This is a genomic window from Micromonospora sp. DT229, from assembly GCF_049844505.1.
GTDB lineage: Bacteria > Actinomycetota > Actinomycetes > Mycobacteriales > Micromonosporaceae > Micromonospora.
The window spans coordinates 1-20,568 of record NZ_JBNCLD010000019.1 but is presented as its reverse complement, the minus strand read 5'-3'; the positions used below and the strand labels follow the sequence as shown (position 1 = coordinate 20,568).

Here is a 20,568-nt window from a genome sequence, read left to right as displayed (position 1 = left end):
AGGCAGGAAGTAGCCGACTCGCCGGTCGACCAAACCTCAACGGGCCGGCATCCGTACCTCGATCTCACTGCCCAGCCGGGCCCCACCGCGCAGGCCGAGGTCGTCGCCGCTCCAGAAGCGTCCCGGGTCGTACCAGTTCGGACGGCGACCGGCGGGCAGCAGCCCCATCGCCTCGTAGGTGACCGCTACGACCTCCGCGCAGTAGGCGCTCTCCAGGGTCGGCTCGTCAGAGCTCGCCGGATCAAGGGTCGGCTCCGCCGAGGAGACCGGACCCAGGGTCGGCTCCGCCGAGGCGGCCGAGCGCGATCGGGCGGCCGGTAGCGGTAGGCGCGGTAGGCGCGGGCTCGGCACCCGGCCGCGAAGCCAGCGCCAGGCCATCTGGGCGGTGGACGGGAAGGGGGTGCCGTCCAGTCGGGCGATGGTCCGCAACACCGCCGCCTCCATCTCCGGGTCGGCCGGCGGATCGAGTTGCCGCAGCCAGGCCCGCTGGCCGTACCGGTTGGCCCAGACACAGACCGCGTCACGCAGGTCGTGCAGCTGCACACCCCGCTGGTGGGTGCCGGTCCACATGTCCGGCAGGGAACGGCCGAGTTCGGCGTGCCACATCAGGGGTGGCATGTCGTCCAGCACGACCGCCATGCCGACATGGTTGACCGGGCTGTTCGTGGTCCACTGAATGGCCCGGTCCGGCGCGCTGCGCCCCCGGAACAGCCACATGTCGCCGGTACGGGTCAGCTCGACCGCGTCGTCCAGGCTGATGCTCATGAGGGTTTACCCTAAGCGGATGCGGCGACGGGTGCGGTGGTGGAAGGTTCTCGGTCTCGCGGGTCTGGCCGGTGTGGCGGCGTCGGGGGTGGTGATCGCGCGAGCCGAGCGACGGCGGCGCGCGTACACACCGGAGGAGATCCGGGATCGGCTGCGCAACCGGCACGCGGAGGCCAGTTCCTTCTCCCCGGCCGGCGAGCAGGACTGACGGTCCTCAGTCCACTTCGACGTGGTTGCGGTCCCAGCGACCGCCCTCCGGAGCGTTGTCCAGCCGTAGCGGCCCCTCGGCGTTGCCGGCCAGGTCGTTGTCCTCGACCCGGCAGGACACGCAGCGGCCCCGCGGGGTGATCCACATGGCGTAGCTCTGGGTGGGGTCCTCGCGGTTGTCCCAGATCCGGTTGCCGCGCACGCTGGACGAACGCAGTTCGGAGTTCACCGTGATGCCGGCGCGTACCGGGGCCGGGCTGGGCAGTTCGTACGCCGCACCGGGCGGCGGCACGTCCTCGTTCCAGGCGTTCTCGGCGTCCGGTCGCAGGTCGGCCAGGGCCAGATCGGTGTCGGTGTTGGCGACCACGACCGCGTACCGGGTGCCGACCCGCAGCACCTTGCCCCGGTGGCCGTCGATCGGCCAGTGCGCCGACCGGTCCGTCACGGCCCGGCGTGCGTAGTGCACCGATTCGCCGGACCCGGCAGCCGCCGGGGCGCACTGCCGCCCGTTGTTGCGGATCCGGTTGTTCACCACCACCGTGTCCACCATCGGCCGGTCGATCCGGATCCCATCCAGCCCGTTGTCCCAGAACTGGTTGCCGTCGATGACGACGTCCAGGGCCGGGCCCTCGTAGCCCGTACCCAGGTCATGCTGGTGGTAGCCGTGTCGGCCGTTGCCGCTGATCCGGTTGCCGTCGATGGTGTACGGGCCGGGGGTGTTGCCCATGCTGATCCCGTCACCGACGTTGCGGTCGATGACACAGTTGGCCAGGATGCCGCCGCGACCGGCGATACCGGCCGTGCCGTTGGCGGAGACGTCGAAGCCGGCCTCCAGGTTCCCGGTGATGGTGCAGGCCGTCACGATCAGTCCGTCGGCGCCCCAGTCGGAGATGCCGAACCGGTTGGCCTGGCTGTGGCAGGCGATGATGCGGTACCCACGCGGCGGCGTCCAGTACGGCTTCTGCAACTCCAGGAAGATGCCGTTGGTGCCGTTGCCGAGGGTGGTGCAGTTGGAGATGGTGCAGCGTTCCACGTCACCCCAACCGCCGATGCCGACGCCGATCCCCGCGCCGCCCATCTGCTCGCCGTTGTCCAGTCGGCCGCAGCCCACCACGACCACCCCGTCGATCAGGCAGTCCTGGAGAAAGTCGCAACCCAGCCCGGTGGCGCCGGTGTGGTGGATGTACAGATTGCGGAACACCCCGCGCACGACGTACTGCAACCCCAGGCCCTTGGCCAGGTAGTTGTACTGGGTCATGGCCACGCCGGAGCCGTCGATCTCGAAGTCGGCGAAGGTGCAGTCGGCGATGTGCCGGTCCCGGTCCGCGCCGTGCTGGAGGGTGGTCCAGTACGCCAAGGGGGTCGGCTCGGCGCGGTTGCCCTCGTTGCTGAGCAGGAACCGGGTGGCGCCCGAACCGGCGCCGATCAGGGACACCCCGCTGCGCCAGACGGTGCCGGCGTCACGGATCGAGTAGATCCCGGGCGGGCAGTAGATGACCCGGGCCCGCCCGTCGGCGGCGTACCCCTCGCCCAGGCGGTCCACCAGGGCCGCCAACGCGGGCTGGTCGTTCGTCGTGCCGTCGCCCTGTAGTCCGTAGTCCCGCGCGTCGCACCACAGCGGCGCCCCGGCCACCGGGGCCGGGTGCTGACGTACGGCGACGGATCGGCCCTGCTGCCCCACGGGCCCTCCCTGGATCGTCGGCTACCTACCCGCCGCGCATTCCCCCTCCCCCTCCCCGAAAACCCACCCCCCCCTGGCCCTCTGTCTGCCCGTTGATCAAGAGGTTTGCGTCTCCGTACGGCCGAAGAATGACGCGAACCTCTTGATCAACGGACCCGGAGGGGCGAGATGAGGGTGGGGGTGCCGGGGAGGGGGTCCATACGATGGCACTGGGTTGCGTGCATAGCAAGACGGACGTACGGTTTTGATGACAGGGAGAATCGGCGGTAAGTGTCCCCTAACCACGGCGGCGCCCCGACCGGTGCGACAGACTGCTCAGGACTACTCACGGTCGCTGGTGTGAAGGAGTACGACGTGGCGAGCCTCGACACCTTCGGTGCGAAGACCCAGCTACGCGTCGGAGACGCGAGCTACGAGATTTTCAAGATCAGTCAGGTGGAGGGGCACGAACGGCTCCCCTACAGCCTGAAGATCCTGCTGGAGAACCTGCTGCGGACCGAGGACGGCGCGAACATCACCGCCGAGCACATCCGCCAACTCGGCGCGTGGGACCCGAACGCGGACCCGAACGTCGAGATCCAGTTCACCCCGGCCCGGGTGCTGATGCAGGACTTCACCGGCGTACCGTGCGTGGTCGACCTGGCCACCATGCGTGAGGCCGTCCGCGACCTGGGCGGCGATCCCACCAAGGTGAACCCCCTCGCCCCCGCCGAGCTGGTCATCGACCACTCCGTCATCGCCGACCTGTTCGGCCGTGAGGACGCCTTCGAGCGCAATGTCGAGCTGGAGTACGCCCGCAACAAGGAGCGCTACCAGTTCCTGCGCTGGGGCCAGACCGCCTTCAACGAGTTCAAGGTGGTCCCGCCCGGCACCGGCATCGTGCACCAGGTCAACATCGAGTACCTGGCCCGTACGGTGATGGAGCGGGGCGGTCAGGCGTACCCGGACACCGTGGTCGGCACCGACTCGCACACCACGATGGTCAACGGCCTGGGGGTGCTCGGCTGGGGCGTCGGCGGCATCGAGGCCGAGGCCGCCATGCTGGGCCAGCCGGTCAGCATGCTGATCCCCCGGGTGGTCGGCTTCAAGCTCTCCGGTGAGATGCCGGCCGGCACCACCGCCACCGACCTGGTGCTCACCATCACCGAGATGCTGCGCAAGCACGGGGTGGTCGGCAAGTTCGTCGAGTTCTACGGGCCGGGCGTGAGCGCGGTGCCGCTGGCCAACCGGGCCACCATCGGCAACATGTCCCCGGAGTACGGCTCCACCGTGGCGATCTTCCCGATCGACGCCGAGACCATCCGCTACCTGGAGCTGACCGGCCGCGACGCGTCTCAGGTCGCCCTGGTCGAGGCGTACGCCAAGGAGCAGGGCCTCTGGCACGACCCGGCGGCCGAGCCGGAGTACTCCGAGCGCCTGGAGCTCGACCTCAGCACCATCGAGCCCTCCCTCGCCGGGCCGAAGCGCCCGCAGGACCGGGTGCCGCTGGGCAGCGCCAAGACCCTGTTCCGCGCGGCGCTCACCGACTACGTGGCCGCCGACGAGACCGGCAGCGAGCCGGGCCGCAAGCCCGGTGTGCCCCCGCAGGAGAAGCCCTTCGGCACCGCCGGCCCGGCCGACGAGGCCAGCGCGGAGTCCTTCCCGGCCAGCGACTCCCCCGCCAACGGTGTCAACGACCCGGCCGACGCCCCGCGTGACCTGGTCACCGCCGCGGTCGGCTCGGGCGGACGGGCCAGCAACCCGATCCGGGTCACCGGCACCGACGGCAACACCTACGAGTTGGACCACGGCGCGGTGGTGATCGCCGCCATCACCTCCTGCACCAACACCTCCAACCCGCAGGTCATGATCGGCGCGGCCCTGCTGGCCCGCAACGCGGTGGACAAGGGCCTCAACCGCAAGCCGTGGGTGAAGACCACCCTGGCGCCGGGCTCCAAGGTCGTCATGGACTACTACGAGCGGGCCGGTCTCACCCCGTACCTGGAGAAGCTCGGCTTCCACCTGGTCGGCTACGGCTGCACCACCTGCATCGGCAACTCCGGTCCGCTGCCGGAGGAGATCTCCGCCGCGGTGAACGAGGCCGACCTGGCGGTCGTCTCGGTGCTCTCCGGCAACCGCAACTTCGAAGGCCGGATCAACCCGGACGTCAAGATGAACTACCTGGCCTCCCCGCCGCTGGTGGTGGCGTACGCGCTGGCCGGCACGATGGACATCGACCTGGCCAACGAGCCGATCGGCGAGGACAGCGAGGGCAACCCGGTCTTCCTGCGCGACATCTGGCCGAGCACCACCGAGATCCAGGAGGTCATCGCCTCGGCGATCGGGGCGACCGGCTTCAGTGCCGCGTACGCCGACGTCTTCGCCGGTGACGAGCGCTGGCAGTCGCTGCCCACCCCGACCGGCGACACCTTCGCCTGGGACGGTGACTCCACCTACGTCCGCAAGCCCCCGTACTTCGAGGGCATGGCCCAGCAGCCGACCCCGGTGACCGACATCGCCGGTGCCCGGGTGCTGGCCAAGCTGGGCGACTCGGTGACCACCGACCACATCTCCCCGGCCGGTTCCATCAAGGCCGACTCCCCGGCCGGCGAGTACCTCGCCGCGCACGGGGTGCCGCGCCACGAGTTCAACTCCTACGGCTCGCGCCGAGGCAACCACGAGGTGATGATCCGGGGCACCTTCGCCAACATCCGGCTGCGTAACCAGCTGGTGCCCGGGGTCGAGGGCGGCTTCACGGTCAACCACCTGACCGGCGAGCAGACCTCCATCTACGACGCCTCGATGGCCTACCAGGCCGCCGAGGTGCCGCTGGTCATCCTGGCCGGCAAGGAGTACGGTTCCGGCTCCTCGCGGGACTGGGCGGCCAAGGGCACCATGCTGCTCGGGGTCAAGGCGGTCATCGCCGAGTCGTACGAGCGGATCCACCGCTCCAACCTGATCGGCATGGGGGTGCTGCCGTTGCAGTTCCCGGCCGGTGAGAACGCCGACTCGCTGGGGCTGACCGGCACGGAGACCTTCACCATCACCGGGGTGACCGCCCTCGACGAGGGCTCGACCCCCCGTACGGTCAAGGTCACCACCGACAGCGGGGTGGAGTTCGACGCCGTGGTGCGGATCGACACCCCCGGTGAGGCGGACTACTACCGCCACGGCGGCATCCTGCAGTACGTGCTGCGCCGGATGATCGCCAACTGACGGTCGTAAGCCGAAGGGCTCCTTCCCACACGGGAAGGAGCCCTTCGAGCGTTGTCGCCCCGCGGCGGCGGCTCAGCCGGCGGCGCGACGGGCCTCGCGGAGCTTCATCGCGTGCTCGACCACGGTGATCAGCACCTCCTTGGCCGACTCGCGCTGCCGGGCGTCGCAGAGCAACACCGGCACCTCGGGGTCGAGGTTCAGCGCGGCCTGCACCTCGTCGAGCCGGTACTGCCGGGCTCCGTCGAAGCAGTTCACCGCCACCAGGAACGGCGTGCCCCGCCCCTCGAAGTAGTCGATGGAGGGGAAGCAGTCCGCGAGCCGCCGGGTGTCGGCCAGCACGACCGCACCGATCGCGCCCAGCGCCAACTCGTCCCAGACGAACCAGAACCGGTCCTGGCCGGGAGTACCGAACAGGTACAGCACCAGGTCGTCGCTGATGGTGATGCGACCGAAGTCCATCGCCACGGTCGTCGTGCGTTTGGTCTCGACCCCGGACAGGTCGTCGATGCCCACCCCCGATTCGGTGAGCACCTCCTCGGTCCGCAACGGGCGTGTCTCACTGACCGCGCCGACCAGCGTGGTCTTGCCCACCCCGAATCCGCCCGCCACCAGGATCTTGATCGCCGTGGGCAGTGCGACCGCGCCCGACGACCGCTCAGAGTGCCCGTAGTCCATTGATAACCGCCTCGAAGATGCTGTTGTCGGGTAGGCCGACGGTGCTGTGTGGCTCCCGGATCTGAACCAGGCTGCGCGCTACCAGATCGCCGAGCAGGACCCGCACGGTGCCGACCGGCAGGTCAAGATGCGCCGCGATCTCGGCGACCGACTGCAACCGCTGACACAGACCGACGATCGCCAGGTGCTCCGGGCCCAGCCCGACCTCCGGTGAGACGTCCGTCCGGGTCGCCATCACCAGTGAGATCAGGTCGAACGTGCCGGTGACCGGGCGGGCCCGGCCGCCGGTCACCGCGTACGGGCGGACCACCGGACCGGCATGGTCGTCCACCCACTGGTGGTCGGCGGACTCTCCCTGCACCGTCATGTGGGTTACTTCTCCCCGTTGGTCTGTTCGGCTGATCGTGTCGGCGACGCGACGAACTTGCCGACCCGGGTGACCAGCATGGCCATCTCGTACGCGATCAGCCCCACGTCCGCGTCCTCACTGGCCAGGACCGCGAGACAGGCGTTGCGACCGGCGGCTGTGACGAACAGGAACGAAGACTGCATCTCGATGATCGTCTGCTGCACCTGACCGCCGCCGAACCGCTTCCCCGCGCCCCGGGCCAGGCTCTGGATTCCCGCCGCCATCGCCGCCAGGTGCTCGCCGTCGTCGCGGCTGAGCCCCTGCGACGAGGCCATCAGCAGACCGTCGGCGGACAGTGCGACCGCGTGCTCGGCCTGCTTGACCCGGCCGACCAGATCGTCCAGCAACCACGTCAGGTCGGCACTCGAAGCCGTCTTCTGCGCCACTTCGTCGTCCTCTTCTCCCCCGGCTCATCGCCGTGCTCATCTGGTCCTGACCGTCGGTCGGGCGGATCGCCGCACGACCGGCACCCCGGTCAGGACTCCTGTTGGTCGGCGTCGTCAGACTCGTCCGTGTCGCCTGACCGACCACCACCACCCAGCAGCCGGGCGGCGTCGGTACGGCCGCGCCGGGTGCCGGTCTGGTACGAACTCATCATTCGCCGAACCTGTTCGGGTTCGCGGATCACGTCCTCGTCCTCCTCCGCGGCCTCAGGCTCGGCGCGCAACGCCGGCGTGATGCTGGCCTGCCGGATGCGGACCGGCAGGCCCGATTCGGTGCGGGGCACCTCGGCCGGGGCCGTCTCACCCGGCTCGGCCGTCGCCGGCACGCTGCCGGCCGGGGAACTCGCCGGGGCGGGTGCGGCGGCGGGCCGGGTGTCCAGCGGACGACGCGGCAGCCCGGAGCCGCCCGAGGGCGGGCTGGTGACCGGCACACTGATCGGAATGGTCGGACCGTCCAGGGCGGAGTGCCCGGGCCGCCGTCGTGACCGGGTCGGCAGCCCACCTTCGGTGTCGGGTTGGAACTCCACAGTGGGGTCGCCAGCGGCTCCGCCCGGCTGCCCCTGCTCGGCCTCGGTGTCGGCCGCCGGTTCGCGGGTGGGGCGGGGGGCCGGCGGCAGCGCCGGGGCGGCCAGGGCCACCGGTGCGCCCGACCGCGGGGCGGTGACCGCCGGAACCGGCTCGGCGCCGCGCACGGCGCTCTCGGTGCCCCGCCCGGCGACGGTCTCCGGCTCGCTGCCGTCGACGATGATCAGGTTGCTCGGGATCAGCACCACCGCGGTCGTGCCGCCGTACGCGGACTCCTTGAGCCGGACCCGCACCCCGTGCCGGTCGGTCAGCCGACTCACCACGTAGAGGCCCAGCCGGGAGGCGTCGGCGAGGTTCAGCTCGGACCGGTCCACGATCCGGTGGTTGGCCGCGGCGAGGTCCTCTTCGGTCATGCCCAGACCGCGGTCCTCGATCTCGATGGCGAAACCGTTGGCGACGAGTTGACCGCGGACCTCGACGTTGGTGTGCGGCGGGGAGAAGGACAGCCCGTTCTCGATCAGCTCGGCGAGCAGGTGGATGACGTCGCCGACCGCCCGACCGGCCAGGGACACCCCGCCGACCGGCAGCACGGTGACCCGGGTGTAGTCCTCCACCTCACCGACCGCACCGCGGATCACGTCGACCATCGGCACGCTGCGTCGCCAGGCCCGGCCCGGGGTCGAGCCGGAGAGCACGATCAGGTTCTCCGCGTTACGTCGCATCCGGGTGGCGAGGTGGTCGACCCGGAACAGGTCCTCCAACTCCTCCGCGTCGTGTTCGCGCCGCTCCATCGCGTCCAGCAGGGTCAGCTGGCGATGCACCAGGGCCTGGGTACGCCGGGCCAGGCTGAGGAAGACCTCCCGTACCGCCCGGCGCAGCTCGGCCTGCTCCACCGCCGTACGGATGGCGGTCTCCTGCACGACGTTGAAGGCCTTACCCACCTGGCCGATCTCGTCGTCGCCGAACTGTAGGGGTGGGGCCTCCTTGGCCACGTCCACCTGGTCACCACGGCCCAGCCGCTCGACCACGTTGGGCAGCCGCTCGTTGGCGAGTTGGAAGGCCGCGTCGCGCAGCCGTTGCAGCTGCTGCACCAGGGCCCGCGCGGTGGTGATCGAGACGACCACCGAGGCGATGACGGCTAGCAGGCCCAGGCCGGCGGCGAGCACCAACCGGACTACGACGCCGATCGCGACCGGGGTGGCCCGCTTGACGATCTCGTCACCACCGGCCAGCACCACATCGCCGATCTCGACCAGGGCGGCCGAGGAGACCTCGTTCCACTCCCGGCTGTCGAACGGCAGGCGCGACGTTCCGGAGGCGAGCATGATCTGGTTTTCCAGATTGGCCAGCCGGGTGAAATTGGCGCCGGCAATCATCTGCTCGTAACGGCGCTGATCTGCCGCGGGCAGCCGGGTGACCGCCTGCTCGGCGAGGAACTGCCGGGCACCCACCACGCGGGTGAACTCCGCCCGCTCGTTCTGGGTGATTCGGCCGGCGGCCAGAATTCCGGCCAGCAGGGCGTCCTCCTGGGACACCAGTTCCCTGGCCCGGTTGAGCCGGATCAGCTGTGCGGTGTTCTCGGCCACCTCGTCGTCATCCAGGTTGCCGAGTTCATCGTAGACGCCGTAGATCGATTCGATCACTTCGGTGAACGCCGTCATTGCCTCACCCCGGCCGATGTTGCGTTGGTCGACCGCGGTACGGGTTTCCGACAGCGCGGCCAATCCCCGGTTCAGGGCGGTGATGCGCTCATCCAGATCCTTGCTGCCCAGCAGACGCACCTGCCAGTTGTCGGTCGACTCGACGAAATCGGCCGCCAACTCGTCGGTACGCTGCCGCAGTTGCGCCAGTTCGGTACGCCCGCCTTCATCCGGCCGCCCCAGGTAGACCACTGAGGTACGGCGCTCCAACTGCAGTTGCATCAGCAGCGGTTCGGTGGGGTCGAACACCCGGGCGTCGAGCGCCTGCACACCGACGAGGTTGACTCCCTCTCGGACGGTGACCCAGGCGGTGAAGCCCCAGAGTGCCACCAGCGAGGCCAATAGAGCCACGACCTTGGTACGCAGATTCGAACTGCGGGAACCCATTACACCGTCCCTGGCACTGAGCTAATTGATCGGTTGGTCAGCAGTGCGTCACACACGACGACCCCGGCGCACGCTAACAGCGTCACCGCGCCAACTCAAGCGGTCGTGATCATGCCCGACCCGGTCCCCGCTTGCCGTGCCGCCGGCAAAGCCTGGTTGAATGTCGACACCGCCGCATGAGCCAGTTTCCGCGCTGCGATCACCGCCGCCCGGACAATGAGAATGGGCGCGTACAGGTCTTTGTCGTGCCACAATGGAGGGTGGTCGACCCGATCGACAAGCAACTGCCCGAATGCCCGGCGCACGGCCGCGGTCATCTCCGGTCGGATCGGCCGGCCCCCACCCAACAGGATCTGCACCGCGTAGGCGGTCTCCTCGGTGGTCGTGGACCAACGCCCCCAGCCGCCGTCCTCGCGTTGGGTGGCCAGGATCCGGTCCACGGCACGGTCGATCGCCGCGTGGGCCACCTCCGGCGGCGCGTGACCGGCCAGCGCGGACACCGCGCAGTAGGTGGCGTAGAAGGGCGAGGCGTGCCACCGGTCCACCCAGAGCCCGTCCGGCTGCTGCGCCTCCCGCAGCCACCCGGCCAGTGACCTGACCCTGGCGGCGTACCGGGCGGCGCCGTCGGTGGTGTACCGGGCGTGCCAGCCCAGCGCCTCCAACACATGCGCGTTCGTGGTGATCGACTGCCCGTCCTCGCCCTGCCAGGTGCAGAAATGACTGCCCAGGTCGTAGCGGAGCAGGCTGGCCGGGTCCACCGGGTGACCCAGCCGGGCCAGGGCGTACAGCGTGGTCGAGGTGGTGTCGGCGTCCGCGGGCAGACCCGGTCCGGTGGCCGCCCCGTCCGGCCCCAGGGCGGCGACCAGTTCCGCCACCAGCCTCGCGCCGGGACGCACCGGCACACCCGCCCGGGCCAGGGTCGCCAGGGTCCAGGAGCGCTCGAAGACCGTGATCGGCGCACAACACGGGACCGGCCCACCGTGCCGGGCCACCACCGCGTCGAGGTACGAGCGGGCGGCCCGGTCCTCGGTACCTCGGTGGCTGAGCCACACGGCGGTCGCCGCGGGTGAGGCGCCCACCGCACCCTCGATCGGGTCGATCTCGGCGCGGGCGGCGGCGGCCGGTCCGAGCACCTCGTAGGCGTGCCACAGCTTGCTGGGCACCGGTCGGCCGCCGGCCAGCAGGGCGTCGACCGCGTCCGCCCGACGTCGGTCGACCCGGGGCAGCGCGGCGGGTGCGCCGGTCATCGCCGGGTCGCCCGCCAAGGCGACCAGGTCCGCGTCGATCCGCGCCGCCAGGGTCGGCACGATCAGGTCGGCGGCCGGGGTGTCCGGCAGGGCCGTACCATCGCCCAGGCACCGGATCAGCGCGAGCAGCCCTCGGGTGGCCGCGGCGGCGACCGCCGCCCGGTCCGGTCCCGCCGGGTCGGGCGGATCGGCCCGGACCAGGCTGGCGAGCAGGGCCTGCACCGCGCTCGCCGTCGGGACCAGGGCGTACCCGCCGGCCGGACCCCAGCTGCCGTCGTCCCCCTGCTCTGCCAGCAGGTACGCCAGCCGCTGCGGGTGCCCGGCTACCCAGGGCGTGTCGGCGACCAGTCGCCCGGTCTCGTAGACCGAGGTGCTGACCTGCCCGTGGGGCTGTGCTTCCAGTTGCGCGAGCAGACCACCGACCGCCTCGGCCAGGGTCGGCTGCGCCACCGCGTCGGCGGTCAGCGGCGGTGCTGTCACGACACCCCCCAGAAGTCGGTGGACCGGTAGAAGCCGCTGCTGAAGCCGATCTGTCGGGCCAGGTAGTCAGCCTGCACCGGACAGTTCTCCCGCAGCGCCGCCAGCAGGTCGCGGGCCTGCGCCACCAACTCGGCGATGCGCTGCTCGACCTCGACCCGGGGCACCAGCAGCAGGGCGTTGAGGTCGCCCCAGCGCAGGTCACGCTCGTAGGTGCCGAGGTCGTTGACCAGCCGCAGGATCCGCTGCACGCAATCGCTGGCCGTGAGCATCGCGTCCAGGTGGGTCAGGGTGGCCGGGTCGGCCGTGTGGATCCAGTGCACGACATTGACCACCGTGCAGGCCAGGTTGTCGGCGTTGTCGAGGTACTCCTCGAAGCCGGGCAGCTGGTCGGGGGTCTGCTTCCAGGTCCACTCCCGGGCCATGGCGGTGAGCACCTTGCCGGTCTCCTGGCGCCAGTGGTGACCGTACTCGGCGAAGGCCGGTACGGTCGCCAGCTCGTCACGCAGCTCGGCCAGGAACGCGCCGAGGGAGTCCCCGGGCTCCGGCGCGGCACCGTCGGCCACCGCTAGACAGCGGGCGGCCAGTCGCTCGATCTCGTCGCGCGAACGCGCCTCGTGGTCCACCTGCCAGTCCAGGGCGAACCCCCACAGCACCGCCCGGTTGGTCAGTCGAAGCTGGGCCACGTCGCACCAGGGCGCGCCGAAGGCGATGGCCATGGCCACGTTGCCGAACAGGGTCGCGTCGAACGGCTTGGCGGGAAACAGATCCGGGTAGCCGGCGGCGACCTCGGCCAGGTCCCGCTGGCCCTTGGCGGCCAGGGCGCAGATGCGTCCCTGTTCCGCGGCCACACTCATCTGGTCGCCGCCGGTATCCGGCGGCGACTGGGTCACCAGACTCACGCCGCTACACCCGCCACGGGGCGCAGGGTGACCTCCACCCGGTCCCTGGGGCGCAGCGCGGCGGCCACCTTGATCCCGGGTACGGTCGGGCGGCTCAACCGGAACCGGTACCGGCTGAGCAGGGTGGCGACGATCAGTGTCGCCTCCAGGTAGAACAGGTGCATCCCGATGCACTGGTGCGGACCCCCGCCGAACGGGAAGTGCGCGTACTTGGGTCGGCCGCGGACCAGTTCCGGCCGGAACCGGTCCGGGTCGAAGACCTCGGGTCGGTCCCAGAACTGCGACATCCGCTGGGTGATCAACGGGCTGACCACCAGAGTGGAGCCGGCCGGGATGCGCACTTCACCGAGGGTGTCCTCCTGCACCGCCGTCCGGGGAAAGAGCCAGCCGATCGGATAGAGCCGGAGCAGTTCGTCGAGCACCTGCCGGGTGTAGCGCAGCTCGCGCAGGTGCTGCCCGCGTACCGGCTGGTCGCCGACCACCCGGTCGAGCTCCTCGTAGAGCCGGTCGGAGATCTCCGGGTTCTGTTCGAGGTGCGGCCAGAGCCAGGTGAGCACGCTGATGGTGGTCTCCGTGGTGGTGGCCACCATCGCCACGGTGTCGTTGCGCACCTGGCGCTCGTCCAACCGGCCGCCGTCCTCGGTGCGTCCCCGCCAGAGGGTGGAGATGATGTCGTCGGAGTCGGTCTCGGCGGTGTTCCGGGCGGCCCGGATGGTCGGCAACAGCAGGTCGTCGATGAGTTGCACGGAGCGGCGGAACGTCCGGTCGCCGGGCATCGGCGCGGCCAACGGCGCCCAGGGCACCAGGATCCGCGGCATCACCGACCAGGCGATGGCGTCCTGTGCCTCCATGATCCGCATGGCGTCCGACACCGAGATCTTGTCCGCGAAGAAGACCCGCATGATCGCCGAACAGACCACCTGGGCCTGCACCTTGCCCATGTCCACCGACTGGCCGGAGCGGGCCGGTTCGGCCAGCTCGTCGATCGACTCCTCGATCGCCACGGCCAGGCGGTCGACCAACCCGTCGATACGCCGGGCGGTGAACAACGGCTGGAGAATCTGTCGACTGTTCGTCCAGTGTTCACCGTCGCCGAGTATGCCCTCGCCGAACAGCCGCTTGAGTGGCCGCCACTGGAGCCCGTCCCCTGCCCGGACATAGTTGTCGGCCCGCTCCCGCAACACCCGCTGGAGGTGTTCGGGGTGGGTGACGAGGAACGGGCGGAAGGAGCCGAGGTTCAGCCGTACGACCTCGCCACCGGACCGCTCACCGCACTCCACCAGGGCGCGGGCCGGATCGCGCAACAGGCCCGGCAGTACGTGTCGCAGCGGTACCGATCCTGCGCGTCGGCTTTGGACATTAGTCGCGTGGTTGTTTCCCACTCGCACAGACTCCCCGGGGTATGGGTTTACTCTTTGGAATGCCACGATTGCGAAGAGCATGACATCGCAGTGGTATCCCTCACTAGTCGCGTGTCGAGAAATCTTCATGGTCGACATTCCCGCTGTCCAGAAGGGATTTGGCGTCACAGGACGGCCTTCCGCCGCCGCCTTCCGGCACCCCCGGTCACCCGACGACCGCCCTGCGCACCCAGCCGCAGCACGTTTGCCCAGCTCAACTGGGTGACCGGCGAGGCGACGGCACGGCCGGTATCCGTCACCACACGGGCCGTGGACCACCGGATCAGATCGGATAGGGTGATCTACGTCATGTCCGGCATGACATGGTCGGGGTCCCCGGGCCTCCGGTGTGCGGGCCGGTCCGGTCGACGACAGAGCCGCGCCGCCCGGGTGAATTCAGGCGGTGGGCCGTATCGCTGTGCCAGGCTCAGGGAATGGACGACAAGACCATCCTGAGCCGGATCTCCGAGCTGGTCGACGAGGAGCACCGGTTGCGCGCGGACACGCAGGCCACCGAGACGGGCACGGACGACACGACCCGGACCCGGCTCCGCGAGCTGGAGGAGTCCCTCGACCAGTGCTGGGACCTGCTGCGCCGCCGCCGGGCCGCCCGGCAGGCGCACGGCGACCCGGAGGCGCAGAACCCCCGACCGACCGAGGAGGTCGAGCGCTACCTCCAGTAGTGGCCAACCGGCTCCAGGTGGCTGCCGTCCCACCACCCGGAGCCGGAACTCAACGCAGGGGTCAGCGCAGGCCCGCCTCGCGCGCCAGCGCCTCGGTGAGCACGGCTGGATCGGCCAGACCCGCCGGCAGCCCTCGGGCCACGAACCAGGTGGCGACCACCCGGACGTCCCGGGCCAGGAAGTCGCGTCCCTGCGGGTTCGCCACCACATCCACCACCTGCGGCAGGTCGATCAGCACCAGGCGGCCGGCGTGCACCAGCAGGTTGTACGGCGACAGGTCGCCATGGGCGTACCCGGCCCGGGCCAGCACCGTCAGGGCCTCGACCAGTTGCTCCCACAGCCCGCGTAGCTCGGCTGCGGCCGGCCGCAGTTCGGCCAGCCGGGGAGCGGCCCGTCCGGTGTCCGGGTCGCCGAGGAACTCCAGCATCAGCTCGGTCCCCCGCAACTGCACCGGATACGGCACCGCGATCGTCGCGTACCGCTGGTCGATCTCCCAGAGCCGGGCCAGCGCGGCGAACTCGGCCGCCGCCCACTGCCCGGCGATCATCTGTCGGCCGAAGGCCGTCCGGCCGGTCATCGCCCGCATCTCCCGGGACCGGCGGACCCGGCGGCCCTCCAGGTATCCGGCGTCCCGGTGGAACAGCCGGTGCCGGGGATCGCGGTAACGCTTGGCCGCCAGCAGGCAGGAGCGGTCGGTGCCCGGTACCGCCCGGCGGACCAGGTGGACGTCCGCCTCCTTGCCGGTCTTGAGCACCCCCAACTCGGTGTCCTTCGCGGCCAGGTCGGTGACCAGCCAGGCCGGATGGGGTTGGGGGCCGTGCAGGGCGTCGTCCCAGGAGGACCAGACCGCGCCGGTCTCCGGGTCGGGTTCGTCGGCCGGGTCGGCCGGTACGGAGACGCGGGCCTGCCCGCGCTTCAGGAAGTACGGTTCGTCATCGTCGTCGAAGCGGCGCTTGCCGCGGGTGTGGCGCTCCCGCGCCGAGAAGTCGTGATCGCGCACTGCGCTGGTATCCCTTGGTCGAGGTGATCGGAGGCGGGAAGTGACCTGCGAAGACGGTCATGACCGACCCCCTCTCCTCGACCGGGCGCACGCCCGGGATGCCCGATGCGCAGACGAGTTTTCGCGGTGCCCTGACCCCGCGTCAACCGCATTTCGCACCGACCGCCCGTCACGCCCCCATGACGGCGGCGACCGCGGCGATCACCGTGTCGACCGTGACGGTCGGGGCGAAGCGGGTGTCGCTCCAGCGCCGTCCCCGATGCAGCCAGATGCTGGGTAGGCCGACGGCGGTCGCGCCACCGATGTCCGCCTCGGGGCCGTCACCGATCACCCAGGCACCGCGCAGCGGCATCCGTACCCGCTGGGCGGCCAGCGCGAAGATCCGGGGATTGGGCTTGCTGACCCCGGCCTCCTCCGAGATCACCCAGTCGGCGACGTACCGGTCCAGTCCGGTCCGGCGGATCTTGGCGTCCTGCTGGCGTACCGCCCCGTTGCTGACCACCACCGGCATCCAGCCGGCGTCGTCGGCGATGCGCAGCGCGCAGGCGACCAGGGGGTCGAGTCGGGTGAACTCGACGACCCCGTCGTGCAACTCCTCGACCAGGTCGATGGAGGGAATGCGCAGTCGGTAACGGTCCCGGATGGCGTCCGCGACGTCCCACCGGTCGGTGAGGCCGTCGGCGTCGATTGACAGCAGCCATTCGATGTCACCCGGCGGGGCCCCGATGCCGTCGAGGAAACGCTCTGCCCAGATGCGGAACGGCCCGGCCCGATCGAGCAGGGTGTTGTCCAGGTCCAGCAGGAGCAGTGGCACTCGGGAACCCTACGGTAAGCGGGTACCCGACCGACAGGTCGCAATGTTACGGACTCGGGTCAGGGTCGGCGCCTTGCCGCCTCGACCAGGAAACCAAGCCGTACGTACGGTTTGCCTTCGCCCTGGTGGGCTGACACGATCGGACTGTGCCCAGAGTAAGTCAGGATCAGCTCGACGCCCGCCGGCAGGAGATTCTCGCCGCCGCACGGCCCTGCTTCGCCCGGCACGGCTACGAGGGCGCCACCGTCCGCCGGCTGGAGGAGGCGACCGGATTGTCCCGGGGAGCCATCTTCCACCACTTCCGGGACAAGGACTCGCTGTTCCTCGCCGTCGCCGAGGACGACGCGGCGGCGATGGTGGCCACGGTCGCCCGGCACGGCCTGGTGCAGGTGATGCGGGACCTGCTGGCCCGCGCGGTCTCCCCGGACACCACCGGCTGGTTGGGCAGCCAACTGGAGGTCTCCCGCCGCCTGCGTACCGACCCCGCCTTCGCCAAGCGCTGGGCGCAACGGTCCGAGGCCGTCGCCGAGGCGACCCGGGACCGTCTGGCACGCCAACGCGACGCCGGGGTGCTGCGCGACGACATTCCGATCGAGGTGCTGGCCCGCTTCCTCGAACTCGCCTACGACGGGCTGGTGCTGCACCTGGCCATGGGGCGACCGGCCGGTGACCTGGGCCCGGTGCTCGACATGGTCGAGGAGGCGGTACGCCGCCGATAACGAGGAGATAACTGCGCACCGGCAGCCATCGACCGCTGGCACCGCCGCCGCACAATGAAGCGCGTTCCCCTCGCCCGACAGGAGCCGGCCATGATGGCGCCCACCGCAGAGTTCGACACCTGGGGTGTTCCCAGCCGCACCTTCCTGATCCTCTACCTGCTGGCCACTGTCGTACTGGTCATCGGCGTACTGATCCACCGCCGGCGTACCCTGGCCGGTCACGCCGCGCCCCCGGCCGATCAGCTCAACCCCCAGCAGGTCGCGTACCTCAACGGCGGGCCCGAACGGGCGATCTGGTCCTCGGTCAGCAGCCTGCGCAGCAACCGGGCGCTCGGGGTGCAGGACCGCGGCGCGCTCATCGCCGAGGGCCCGCTACCGGCGGGGGCCACTCCCCTCGACCGCGCGGTGCACTACGCGGCCAGCCAGCAAACATCCGCCAAACAGTTGAGCCGCACCGAGTGGGTGAGCCGGGCCCTCGACGAGTTGCGCGACGGACTGACCCGCCACGACCTGTTGGTCGGCTCGGACCGGCGGGCCCGGCTGCGCCTGGGAGCACTGCTGCTGGCCGCGCTGGTGGCCCTCGGGGTCGCCCGCATCGCCGCCGGCATCAGCAACGACCGTCCGGTGTGGTATCTCGTGTTCATCGTCGGGCCGCTGGCGGTGTTGACCATGATCCTGTTCTTCCGGATGCCCCGCCAGACCCGGGCGGCCAAGATGGCCCTACTCGGCCTCCGGCACCGAAACCGCCACCTCGCACCCGCCTCGAAACCGGCGTACGCCGTCTACGGCTCGACCGGAGTGGCGATGGCGGTGGCCCTCTACGGCCCCGGCACCATCTGGCTGATGGACCCGAACTTCGCCCAACAGGCCGACATCCAGCGCCAGGCGATGGCGACCGGGGGCAGCAACACGGCGGGGGGTTGCGGCGGCGGCTGCGGGGGTGGCAGCGGAAACGACAGCGGCGGCGGTGACAGCGGAGGCGGCGGCGGGTGTGGTGGCGGCGGCGGGTGTGGCGGATGACCGGTCCGCAGGGGGTGGGCATCGGCTGGCGACCCGAGATCGCCGGGTTCGTCGCCGAACTGCCCGGCCTACGGTTCGTCGAGGTGATCGCCGAGACGGTGCCCACCGCCGGGCCGCCACCTGAGGCCCTGGTCGAGTTGCGAGAGCGCGGCGTGACGGTCGTACCGCACGGGGTGCGGCTCTCCCTCGGCGGGGCCGAGCCGGTCGAGCCGGCCCGGGTGGCCCACCTGGCGGCGGTCGCCGAACTGCTGGCCGCGCCGCTGGTCAGCGAGCACATCGCCTTCGTCCGGGCCGGCGGAATGGAGGCCGGGCACCTGCTTCCGCTGCCGCGCACCCGGGAGGCGGTCGACGCGGTCTGCGCCAATGTCGCGCGGGCCCAAGCCGAACTGCCGGTGCCGATCGCCCTGGAGCCGATCGCGGCGCTGTTCGACTGGCCGGACGACGAACTGGACGAAGCGGCCTTCCTCAGCGAGATCCTGGCCCGCACCGACGCACTGTTGCTGCTCGACATCGCCAACGTGCACGCCAACGCCCGCAACCGGGGCACCGACCCGCTGGCCCTGCTGGACCGGCTGCCCCTGGAGCGGGTGGCGTACCTGCACGTGGCCGGCGGTGCGGAGCAGGGCGGCTTCTACCACGACACGCACACCCATCCGGTGCCCCCGCCGGTGCTGGACCTGCTGGCCGAGTTGTGCGCGCGGCGCCGCCCACCGGCGGTGCTGCTGGAACGCGACGGGCACTACCCGCCCGCCGCCGAACTCCGCGCCGAACTGGACGCCGTGGCCGCCGCCACCGGCCTTCCCCTGGTGACATGAGCGCGCCGCCCGTGGACGGCACGGACCCCACCGGCGAACGCCCGACTCCGCCCGGCACCCCCGGTCCGGCCACCGGCTCGTTGGCCGCACGGCAGGCGGAACTCGTCGCGGCCCTGGTGGCCGGTGGGCCACCACCGCCGGGCTTCGCACCAGCCCCGCTGGCCGCCGCCCGAGCCGCCCTGCTGCGCAAACGGGCCGGTGAGGTGGCACGCCACTGGCCCCTGCTGGCCGCCGGGCTCGGCCCGCGGTGGCCGGCCATTTTCATCGAGTGGGCGGCGGACCGACCGAACCTCGGCGGCCTACGCGACGGGTGGGAACTGGCCCGCGCGCTACACGCCCGCCACGCCCTGCCGGCGCTCGGGGCCGAAGAACTGGCCGCCCGGGAGGCCACCCACCGCTACGACGGCACGACCGCACCCCGCCACCGCCGGTGGCCCGCCCTGGGCCGGGCCGACCGGGCCGTCGCGGTGCAGCTCGCCGGTCGGGTACGCCTGCTCCGCGCGGCCCGGTAGCAGCGTCGACGCCGGCGGGGCGACCGAACCCCGGATGCTCCCCGGGGACGCGCTGCGGCAGGATCGGCGGTATGGATCTGGGATTGACCGACCGGGTGTACGTGCTCACCGGTGCCTCCCGTGGCCTCGGCTACGCCACCGCGCAGTGCCTGGTCGCCGACGGTGCCCGGGTGGTGATCTCGGCCCGGCGCGCCGACGAGGTGGCTGCGGCGACCGCCGCCCTCGGCGGGGCGGACCGGGCGGTCGGCATCACCGCCGACCTGGCCGACCCGGCCACCCCCGGCCGGCTGGTGCAGGCGGCGCACCAGCACTTCGGTCGGCTGGACGGGGCCCTGGTGTCGGTGGGCGGGCCCACGCCGGGCAGCGCCGCCTCCGTCGAGGACGACCAGTGGCGTCACGCCTTCGAGACGGTCTTCCTGGGCAGCGTACGGATGGTGCGGACGGTGGCCGCCGCGCTGCCCGAGGGTGGCGCGATCGCTCTGGTGCTGTCCACCTCGGCCCGGGGGCCGGTGCCCGGCCTGGGCATCTCCAACGGTCTGCGGCCCGGCCTGGCCGGGGTGGCCAAGGATGTCGCCGACGAGTACGGCCCGCGTGGGGTACGGGTGGTCGGCCTGCTGCCGGGGCGCGTTCTCACCGACCGCAACCGGGAACTCTTCGCCGCCAGTGGGGACCCGGAGCGGGCTCGCGCGGAAGCGGAGGCGGGCATCCCGCTGCGGCGCATCGGCGACCCGGTCGAATTCGGGCGGGTGGCCGCCTTCGTGCTCTCCCCGGCGGCCAGCTACCTCACCGGGATCACCCTCCCGGTCGACGGCGGCGCGCTGCGCGGCCTGTGACCGGCGAACCGCCCGCCGACCAGCACCGACCGGCCAGGCGGGCCACCGAGCCGGGTGCGGCGGTGACCCCCCGCCCGAATCCGGCTCTTCGAACTTAAGCGGGGTTGAGGTGTCCGCGGTGGCGTCGGGTGGTGGCGGTGCGGGTGCGTAGGCGTTGGT

Annotated in this window: 19 protein-coding genes; 8 read left to right on the top strand and 11 right to left on the bottom strand. The window is 71.3% G+C overall.

Annotation, left to right across the window (positions count from 1 at the left end; all coding sequences use genetic code 11):
* Positions 1–36: 36 nt before the first annotated feature.
* Entirely contained in the window at positions 37–765 is a 729-nt protein-coding gene (locus tag ACLQ2T_RS23905; RefSeq protein ID WP_425768598.1) for a hypothetical protein, read from the bottom strand.
* Here ACLQ2T_RS23905 and ACLQ2T_RS23900 point away from each other — a divergent pair.
* Positions 764–973 carry a hypothetical protein gene (locus tag ACLQ2T_RS23900; RefSeq protein WP_357529738.1) on the top strand — a complete coding sequence of 70 codons (210 nt, stop codon included), beginning with the start codon at positions 764–766 and terminating at the stop codon, positions 971–973. The genes ACLQ2T_RS23905 and ACLQ2T_RS23900 overlap by 2 nt on opposite strands.
* A gap of 6 nt (positions 974–979) precedes the next feature.
* On the opposite strand, the gene ACLQ2T_RS23895 is transcribed toward ACLQ2T_RS23900, so the two are convergent.
* On the bottom strand, positions 980–2,653 hold the full coding sequence (locus tag ACLQ2T_RS23895) for a right-handed parallel beta-helix repeat-containing protein (RefSeq protein WP_425768597.1): 1,674 nt from the start codon (positions 2,651–2,653) through the stop codon (positions 980–982).
* Between the two features lie 339 nt (positions 2,654–2,992).
* On the opposite strand from ACLQ2T_RS23895, the gene ACLQ2T_RS23890 reads away from it, so the two are divergent.
* Positions 2,993–5,848, top strand: coding sequence for an aconitate hydratase (locus ACLQ2T_RS23890; protein ID WP_425768596.1), 2,856 nt, complete (start codon positions 2,993–2,995; stop codon positions 5,846–5,848).
* A gap of 72 nt (positions 5,849–5,920) precedes the next feature.
* Here ACLQ2T_RS23890 and ACLQ2T_RS23885 read toward each other — a convergent pair whose 3' ends face one another.
* The 7 genes from ACLQ2T_RS23885 to ACLQ2T_RS23855 form a co-directional block, all read right to left on the bottom strand.
* On the bottom strand, positions 5,921–6,523 hold the full coding sequence (locus tag ACLQ2T_RS23885) for a GTP-binding protein (protein ID WP_425768595.1): 603 nt from the start codon (positions 6,521–6,523) through the stop codon (positions 5,921–5,923).
* Entirely contained in the window at positions 6,504–6,890 is a 387-nt protein-coding gene (locus ACLQ2T_RS23880) for a DUF742 domain-containing protein (RefSeq protein ID WP_425768594.1), read from the bottom strand. The genes ACLQ2T_RS23885 and ACLQ2T_RS23880 overlap by 20 nt, the downstream gene beginning before the upstream one ends.
* A gap of 5 nt (positions 6,891–6,895) precedes the next feature.
* Positions 6,896–7,318 (bottom strand): roadblock/LC7 domain-containing protein, encoded by a 423-nt coding sequence (locus ACLQ2T_RS23875; protein ID WP_013734909.1) that lies wholly within the window; start codon positions 7,316–7,318, stop codon positions 6,896–6,898.
* Positions 7,319–7,407: 89 nt separating this feature from the next.
* On the bottom strand, positions 7,408–9,987 hold the full coding sequence (locus ACLQ2T_RS23870) for a sensor histidine kinase (protein ID WP_425768593.1): 2,580 nt from the start codon (positions 9,985–9,987) through the stop codon (positions 7,408–7,410).
* A 95-nt stretch (positions 9,988–10,082) separates the two neighbouring features.
* Positions 10,083–11,714 (bottom strand): prenyltransferase, encoded by a 1,632-nt coding sequence (locus ACLQ2T_RS23865; protein WP_425768592.1) that lies wholly within the window; start codon positions 11,712–11,714, stop codon positions 10,083–10,085.
* Positions 11,711–12,568 carry a terpene synthase family protein gene (locus ACLQ2T_RS23860; protein ID WP_425768675.1) on the bottom strand — a complete coding sequence of 286 codons (858 nt, stop codon included), beginning with the start codon at positions 12,566–12,568 and terminating at the stop codon, positions 11,711–11,713. Before ACLQ2T_RS23860 ends, ACLQ2T_RS23865 begins: the two co-directional genes overlap by 4 nt.
* A 41-nt stretch (positions 12,569–12,609) precedes the next feature.
* Positions 12,610–13,917: a cytochrome P450 gene (locus tag ACLQ2T_RS23855; protein ID WP_425768591.1), complete on the bottom strand. Its 1,308-nt coding sequence runs from the start codon at positions 13,915–13,917 to the stop codon at positions 12,610–12,612.
* 530 nt (positions 13,918–14,447) lie between these two features.
* Here ACLQ2T_RS23855 and ACLQ2T_RS23850 point away from each other — a divergent pair.
* Complete coding sequence (locus ACLQ2T_RS23850) at positions 14,448–14,696, top strand: DUF2630 family protein (RefSeq protein ID WP_425768590.1); 249 nt, start codon at positions 14,448–14,450, stop codon at positions 14,694–14,696.
* 61 nt (positions 14,697–14,757) lie between these two features.
* On the opposite strand, the gene ACLQ2T_RS23845 is transcribed toward ACLQ2T_RS23850, so the two are convergent.
* Positions 14,758–15,696, bottom strand: a complete 939-nt coding sequence (locus ACLQ2T_RS23845) for an RIO1 family regulatory kinase/ATPase (protein WP_425768589.1) — start codon at positions 15,694–15,696, stop codon at positions 14,758–14,760.
* A 169-nt stretch (positions 15,697–15,865) separates the two neighbouring features.
* Positions 15,866–16,510: an HAD family hydrolase gene (locus tag ACLQ2T_RS23840; protein WP_425768588.1), complete on the bottom strand. Its 645-nt coding sequence runs from the start codon at positions 16,508–16,510 to the stop codon at positions 15,866–15,868.
* 146 nt (positions 16,511–16,656) lie between these two features.
* Between ACLQ2T_RS23840 and ACLQ2T_RS23835 the strand changes: the two genes are divergently transcribed.
* The 5 genes from ACLQ2T_RS23835 to ACLQ2T_RS23815 all read left to right on the top strand — a co-directional run bounded on the left by ACLQ2T_RS23835 (position 16,657) and on the right by ACLQ2T_RS23815 (position 20,409).
* Positions 16,657–17,229 carry a TetR/AcrR family transcriptional regulator gene (locus ACLQ2T_RS23835; RefSeq protein WP_425768587.1) on the top strand — a complete coding sequence of 191 codons (573 nt, stop codon included), beginning with the start codon at positions 16,657–16,659 and terminating at the stop codon, positions 17,227–17,229.
* A 90-nt stretch (positions 17,230–17,319) separates the two neighbouring features.
* A complete protein-coding gene (locus ACLQ2T_RS23830) occupies positions 17,320–18,249 on the top strand; it encodes a TIGR04222 domain-containing membrane protein (protein ID WP_425768586.1) in 930 nt (309 codons plus the stop codon).
* Entirely contained in the window at positions 18,246–19,064 is an 819-nt protein-coding gene (locus tag ACLQ2T_RS23825; protein ID WP_425768585.1) for a DUF692 domain-containing protein, read from the top strand. Before ACLQ2T_RS23830 ends, ACLQ2T_RS23825 begins: the two co-directional genes overlap by 4 nt.
* Entirely contained in the window at positions 19,061–19,576 is a 516-nt protein-coding gene (locus ACLQ2T_RS23820; protein WP_425768584.1) for a hypothetical protein, read from the top strand. The genes ACLQ2T_RS23825 and ACLQ2T_RS23820 overlap by 4 nt, the downstream gene beginning before the upstream one ends.
* Positions 19,577–19,647: 71 nt before the next feature.
* Entirely contained in the window at positions 19,648–20,409 is a 762-nt protein-coding gene (locus ACLQ2T_RS23815; RefSeq protein ID WP_425768583.1) for an SDR family oxidoreductase, read from the top strand.
* Positions 20,410–20,568 lie beyond the last annotated feature (159 nt).

Excerpts from the sequence above, each read along its gene's own strand:
- ACLQ2T_RS23870 (WP_425768593.1), bottom strand. The coding sequence starts at position 9,987 with ATGGGTTCCCGCAGTTCGAATCTGCGTACCAAGGTCGTGGCTCTATTG.
- ACLQ2T_RS23830 (WP_425768586.1), top strand. The coding sequence starts at position 17,320 with ATGATGGCGCCCACCGCAGAGTTCGACACCTGGGGTGTTCCCAGCCGC.
- ACLQ2T_RS23905 (WP_425768598.1), bottom strand. The coding sequence starts at position 765 with ATGAGCATCAGCCTGGACGACGCGGTCGAGCTGACCCGTACCGGCGAC.
- ACLQ2T_RS23900 (WP_357529738.1), top strand. The coding sequence starts at position 764 with ATGAGGGTTTACCCTAAGCGGATGCGGCGACGGGTGCGGTGGTGGAAG.
- ACLQ2T_RS23825 (WP_425768585.1), top strand. The coding sequence starts at position 18,246 with ATGACCGGTCCGCAGGGGGTGGGCATCGGCTGGCGACCCGAGATCGCC.
- ACLQ2T_RS23820 (WP_425768584.1), top strand. The coding sequence starts at position 19,061 with ATGAGCGCGCCGCCCGTGGACGGCACGGACCCCACCGGCGAACGCCCG.
- ACLQ2T_RS23885 (WP_425768595.1), bottom strand. The coding sequence starts at position 6,523 with ATGGACTACGGGCACTCTGAGCGGTCGTCGGGCGCGGTCGCACTGCCC.
- ACLQ2T_RS23880 (WP_425768594.1), bottom strand. The coding sequence starts at position 6,890 with ATGACGGTGCAGGGAGAGTCCGCCGACCACCAGTGGGTGGACGACCAT.
- ACLQ2T_RS23850 (WP_425768590.1), top strand. The coding sequence starts at position 14,448 with ATGGACGACAAGACCATCCTGAGCCGGATCTCCGAGCTGGTCGACGAG.
- ACLQ2T_RS23860 (WP_425768675.1), bottom strand. The coding sequence starts at position 12,568 with ATGAGTGTGGCCGCGGAACAGGGACGCATCTGCGCCCTGGCCGCCAAG.
- ACLQ2T_RS23815 (WP_425768583.1), top strand. The coding sequence starts at position 19,648 with ATGGATCTGGGATTGACCGACCGGGTGTACGTGCTCACCGGTGCCTCC.